Origin of the sequence: Streptomyces niveiscabiei (assembly GCF_001419795.1) — a bacterium.
GTDB lineage: Bacteria > Actinomycetota > Actinomycetes > Streptomycetales > Streptomycetaceae > Streptomyces > Streptomyces niveiscabiei.
Genome location: NZ_LIRL01000327.1, coordinates 1 through 5487, shown reverse-complemented (window position 1 = coordinate 5487; position 5487 = coordinate 1). Strand labels below are relative to the sequence as shown.

The window sequence follows — 5487 nt, the reverse complement described above, 5'->3', positions numbered from 1 at the left end:
CTCGTCAACAACGCGGGCGTCATGATGGTCCCCGAGGGCCGCACGGCGGACGGCTTCGAGACGCAGTTCGGCACGAACCACCTGGGCCACTTCGCGCTGACGAACCTTCTCCTGCCGTACGTCGAGGACCGCGTCGTCACCGTCTCCTCCGGCGCGCACCGGGCGGGCCGGATCGCCTTCGACGACGTCAACCTCACGTCGGGCTACACCCCCGTCCGCGCCTACGGCCAGTCGAAGCTGGCGAACCTCCTGTTCACCCTGGAGCTCCAGCGCCGCCTGACCGCCGCGAACTCCCCGGTCCGCGCCCTCGCCGCGCACCCCGGCTGGTCCGCGACGAACCTCCAGAGCCACCACGGCAACCCCGTGATGCGCGGCGTCATGTCCCTCGGCAACCGCCTCTTCGCCCAGTCCGACCGCGCGGGTGCCCTGCCCACCCTGTACGCCGCGACCCAGGACCTGCCCGGCGCGAGCTACGTCGGCCCCGACGGCCTCGGCGAGATGCGGGGCGCCCCGACGCTGGTCGGGCGGACGGGCGCGGCGAGCGACGCGCAGGCGGCGCGGCGGCTGTGGACGCTGTCGGAGGAGCTGACCGGCGTCGGGTTCCCGGTGGGGGCCGGGGTGCCGAGCGAGGTGTGAGGGCGCCCTGTCGTCGGTAGCGGTTCGACAGCTCGGGTTGATGTTTTTCTCACCTTGATGGTCCAGAGTGGCCCCGATGAACCGCACCCGCCCCCAGGGGAACCGAAGGTTCGCGCTGCTCGGCGCGACGGTGTTGATGGCCGGGAGTTGTGTCCTGGCGTCGGCGGCTGTCGCCGATGACGGGGGCGGGCCGCTGGGGGTGACGGTGGTGGCGCAGGGCGAGGCCGCCGCGGCTGCGGCGCGGGTGGGGGCGCTGTTCTACGCGGACGACGTGGGGAAGCCGGCGGGGGAGCACTTCTGTACGGCGTCCGTGGTGGAGAGCGAGGGGCGGGACCTGATCGTGACCGCCGCGCACTGCTTCGGCGGGGACGACGGCTCCGGGTTCGTGTTCGTGCCGGGGTACAAGGACGGGAAGGCGCCCTACGGGATCTGGAAGGTGCGCAAGACCTTCCTGCCCGCCGGATGGGCCGAGGAGCAGAGCGAGGACAGCGACATCGCCTTCGCCGCCCTCGCCCCCGACGCCGAGCACAAGAACATCGAGGACGTCGTCGGGGGGAACCTCTTCGCCCCCCGGACCGCGACCGGCGCCTCGCCCGTGACCGTCACCGGCTATCCGGACACCTCCGAGCGGGCGATCACCTGCACCAACCGGCCGGCCGCGCACAGCCGTACGCAGCAGCGCATCGAGTGCCCCCGGTTCAGCGCGGGGACCAGCGGCAGCCCCTGGGTGAACGGGCACCACGAGGTCGTCGGCGTGCTCGGTGGGCACGAGCAGGGCGGGGACACGGACGACGTGTCGTACAGCGTCGTGCTGGGCGCGGAGGCGGCGGCGCTGTACGAGGAGGCGGAGAAGTGACGGGCGTACGATCGTGTGTCGTATCGCGTGTTCTGAACGCTGGATAGAGAAGGTCTTGTCCCCCACGCCCCGCCTTCGTACGACCGCCCTCCGCACCCCTCTTCCCCGCCGCGTCCCCGGCAGATCCTGGGACCGGCCGGATGCCGCCGTGAAGCCGGACGCGGGCCCTGTCCCCGACGTCCGCTGCCGCCGCTGCGGTGTCCCGCACGAGGCCGACGAACCCTGCGGGGGCCGGGATTAGAACGCCCTCGCGATGGACAGTCTGTGACCGGGGCGGACTTACCCGTGCGCGGCGGGTCGCCGCCGTAGACTGACGCGCGGTGACTCCCGGCCGGCGAGGGGCGGTTGACGGTGCGTAAGGCGTGGATCTGGGTGACCGCGGTCGCCGGGGCCGGGCTCGCGTTCGTCATGGTGCTCGTCGTCGGGGTGTACATGGTCGCCGGGAACATGGCGAACGGGGTCGGCGGCGGGGCCAAGGCGCTCGCCAAGGGGTCCGTTCCGGCCGCTTATTCCGCGCTCGTGCAGAAGTGGGGCAATATGTGCCCCGCGATCAATCCCGCGCTGCTCGCCGCGCAGTTGTACCAGGAGAGCGGATTCAATCCCCGGGCGCAGAGCCCCGCCGCCGCGCAGGGAATCGCGCAATTCATTCCGGGCACCTGGGCGACGCACGGTGTCGACGGGAACGGGGACGGCAGGAAGGACGTCTGGGATCCCGCCGACGCGATTCCGTCCGCCGCCGCGTACGACTGCGAGCTCGCGAAATACGTCAAGGACGTGCCCGGGAACGCCACGCACAACATGCTCGCCGCCTACAACGCGGGCGCGTACGCGGTCATCAAGTACGGGGGCGTACCCCCGTACAGCGAGACCCGGAATTACGTGAAGACCATCACCACCCTCGAAGAGAGTTTCGCGGCGCCGGTCGGTCGGGTGTCGCCGTCCGAGCAGGCCGCCGGGGCGATCTATTACGCGCAGAAGAAACTCGGCACGCCTTATCTGTGGGGCGGCGACGGGACCGCCGCGGACGGCGGGCGGTTCGACTGCTCGGGGCTGACGAAGGCGGCGTACGAAAGCGTCGGCATCGAGCTGCCGCGCGTCGCCAACGACCAGTACAACGCCGGGCCGCACCCCACGCGGGACGAACTCCTCCCCGGTGACCTGGTCTTCTTCTCCGACGACCTCACGAACTCGCGGGCCATCCGGCACGTCGGGATCTACGTCGGGGGCGGGTACATGATCGACGCGCCCCGTACGGGGGCCGTCATCCGGTTCGACCCGATCGACACCCCCGACTACTTCGGGGCGACCCGGGTCACCGCGGATGGCGCGAAAGCGCTGCCGACGAATGTCTGAAAACGGGTGAGGGTTCCTTAAATCCGGCCCTGCGGAGCGTTGGCGCGTCTCCCTTCGATAACGTCTCAGTGATCATTCAGTGGAGACAGGAACGTTGTAAGCGGGGCCGTGCGTTCCTGTTGAGACAACCACGACGAAGGGGCCGCAGCACCATGGCTGGACTCGCCGATTCCGGATCCAACCCCGATGTCGACCTGTTGTACGACATCAATGGCCTCGCCAAGGACGCACCGCACTGGGTCGACGAAATCGTCGGATTCGTCGGTGAATACGGGCTCTTGTTCGCGATGGTTCTGCTCATCGTCTGGTGCTGGCTGACCGTACGGCGCCGGGCCGCGTCCGGGGAGGAGGCGGCGGCCTCCGTCGCCGCCCTGGTCTGGGCGCCCCTCGCGGCCGGCGTCGCCGTCCTGGTCAACGTCCCGATCCGCGGCTTCGTCGAACGGCCCCGGCCGTTCAACGACCACCAGGGCCTCGAAGTCCTCGTCTCCGGCAAGACGGACTTCTCGTTCGTCAGCGACCACGCGACCATCACGATGGCGATGGGCGTCGCCCTGTTCGTCGCGAACCGCCGCTTCGGGGTGTGGGGCCTGGTCCTGGGGCTCCTCGAAGGCTTCTGCCGCGTCTACATGGGCGTCCACTACCCGACCGACGTCATCGGCGGCTTCGCCCTGGGCACGGCCGTCGCGCTGCTCCTCTCCCCGCTGGCCTCGATCATGCTGACGCCGGTCCTCAAGGCGATCGAGCGGTCGCCGCGGGCGGGGTGGCTGGTGCGGAGCCGCGCCGCTCGGGTTGCCTTCGTGCCGGGGGCGCGGAACGAGATGCATTCCGGGGAGCGGGATCTCGCTGCCTAATGGGGTGGGGGGTTCTGAGGTCTGGCGGCTGCGGCTGCGCTGTGGCTGGTCGCGCAGTTCCCCGCGCCCCTAAAAGATTCAGATGCCCTGCGGGTACGTGAAGAACTTCGCCGGGTCGTACTTCTGCTTCACCTTCGCCAGCTTCGGTGCCGCGTCCCCGTAGTACGCCTTCCGCCAGTCCGTCAGCGTCGGGTCCGTGTAGTTCTGGTACGCCGCGCCCGACGCGTACGGCCGCATCGCCTTGTGGGCCGTGTTCAGCCAGGACTGCGCGGCTGTGCCCGGCGTACCGGACTTCCACGACGCGATGTACTGGGCCAGGAGGCGGGAGCGGCGGTGGACGAACGCCGTCGCCGTGGGGGAGACGCGGTTCACCGCGCCGCCCAGCGCGGTGAGGGCGACGCTTCCGGCGCCTCCCTGGACCGACCGCATCTGCTTCAGCAGGGTCTGGATGCCCGCCTCCGACAGGGACCTGTCGTAGAAGTCCGAGCGGGCCGTGTACGTCTCGCGGCCCAGCTTGCCTCCCGGGTCGCGGCCGGGGAGGGTGCCGGGGCGGTGGCAGCTCGCCGCCTTGGTGTACGAGGAGCAGCCGGCGTATCCCTCCATCGCCTGCGCGTACGAACGGCGGCGCAGCGAGACCGACTTGGGGGCGCCCGCCTTGGCGGTGAGGCGGTCGATCGCGTTCTGGAGTTCGCCGTACGTGCCGAGGGAGAACGCGGCGAGGGAGACGCTGGGGGTGCCGCCGGGGGAGTTGGAGAAGCTGAGGGCGGACCAGATCTCGTCCGGCTGGGCCGGTCCCCACTCCTGCCAGGCCCGCAGGACCGCCGCCGCCCTCGACCAGGACCAGGTGAGGTAGCCGGTGACCGCCTGCGGGGCCGCGTGGGTCTTGAACTGGAGTTCCGTGACCACGCCGAAGTTGCCGTTGCCCGCGCCGCGCAGCGCCCAGAAGAGGTCGGGGTTCTCTTTCGCGTTCGCGGTGAGCTGCTTGCCGTCGGCGGTGACGATCGTGGCCTGCGTGAGGCTGTCGCAGGTCAGGCCGTACGCGCGGGAGACGACGCCGTGGCCGCCGCCGAGGACCAGGCCGGAGACGCCGACGGACGGGCAGGAACCGGCGGGGATCGTGACGCCCTTCGCGAGCAGGGCCCGGTACACGTCGATCAGCTTCGACCCGGCGCCGACGACCGCCGTACCCCCGCCGACGCGGACGCGGTTCAGCTTGGACACGTCGACGATCAGCCGGCCGTCGCCGGACGACCAGCCCGCGTACGAGTGGCCGCCGTTGCGGATGGCGACCTTCAGCTTCTGGGCGCGGGCGAACGCCAGCGTCGTACGGATGTCCTCGGTGTGCGCGACGTACGCGACCGCCGTGGGCTTCAGGGTGTCGAAGCGCGTGTTGTACAGCTGGCGGGCCGCTGCCCACTGGGCCTCGCCGGGGCGGACGAGGAGGCCGTCGAGGTCGCTCGCGAGGGCCTTCCAGTCGGTGGGGGCGCCGGTCAGCGCGGTGTTGGCGAAGGAGGGGGTGGGGCTGCCGGTCGTCGTGGACCGGCAGCCGGTCGCCGCCGCCGCGGTCAGTGCGGCTGCGCCGCCGATGAACATGCGCCGTTCCATGGTGTCGCCCTCCGTCGCGGCTCTGTGCCTGTCCGTCGCGGCTGTGTGCCGGTCGAACGCTGTGTGCCTGTCGAACGAGACGAGTTCCCGGAACGAGGGGTTCCCCGGCCTGGGCTCAGCCTTTCGCGTGCGTCTCCGCGTCCGTCCGCGCCAGGCTTCTCGCCCGCCGCGCGGGCCCGCGCCAGC

Annotated in this window: 5 protein-coding genes; 4 read left to right on the top strand and 1 reads right to left on the bottom strand. The window is 71.0% G+C overall.

Translation table 11 applies throughout. The features are described from left to right. The 4 genes from AOK24_RS16765 to AOK24_RS16750 all read left to right on the top strand — a co-directional run. A partial coding sequence (locus AOK24_RS16765) for an SDR family NAD(P)-dependent oxidoreductase (RefSeq protein ID WP_240553961.1) occupies positions 1-636 on the top strand: 636 nt, incomplete at its 5' end. A gap of 76 nt (positions 637-712) precedes the next feature. Beyond that, positions 713-1492, top strand: a complete 780-nt coding sequence (locus tag AOK24_RS16760) for a trypsin-like serine peptidase (protein WP_055720877.1) — start codon at positions 713-715, stop codon at positions 1490-1492. Between the two features lie 345 nt (positions 1493-1837). Further along, positions 1838-2845: a C40 family peptidase gene (locus tag AOK24_RS16755; RefSeq protein WP_107103976.1), complete on the top strand. Its 1008-nt coding sequence runs from the start codon at positions 1838-1840 to the stop codon at positions 2843-2845. A gap of 152 nt (positions 2846-2997) precedes the next feature. Continuing rightward, complete coding sequence (locus AOK24_RS16750; protein ID WP_055720875.1) at positions 2998-3696, top strand: phosphatase PAP2 family protein; 699 nt, start codon at positions 2998-3000, stop codon at positions 3694-3696. A 78-nt stretch (positions 3697-3774) separates the two neighbouring features. On the opposite strand, the gene AOK24_RS16745 is transcribed toward AOK24_RS16750, so the two are convergent. Further along, the gene (locus tag AOK24_RS16745) at positions 3775-5301 is read right to left on the bottom strand and encodes an FAD-binding oxidoreductase (protein WP_055720874.1); all 1527 of its coding nucleotides are present in this window, start codon (positions 5299-5301) and stop codon (positions 3775-3777) included. Positions 5302-5487 lie beyond the last annotated feature (186 nt).

Excerpts from the sequence above, each read along its gene's own strand:
- AOK24_RS16760 (WP_055720877.1), top strand. The coding sequence starts at position 713 with ATGAACCGCACCCGCCCCCAGGGGAACCGAAGGTTCGCGCTGCTCGGC.
- AOK24_RS16750 (WP_055720875.1), top strand. The coding sequence starts at position 2,998 with ATGGCTGGACTCGCCGATTCCGGATCCAACCCCGATGTCGACCTGTTG.
- AOK24_RS16745 (WP_055720874.1), bottom strand. The coding sequence starts at position 5,301 with ATGGAACGGCGCATGTTCATCGGCGGCGCAGCCGCACTGACCGCGGCG.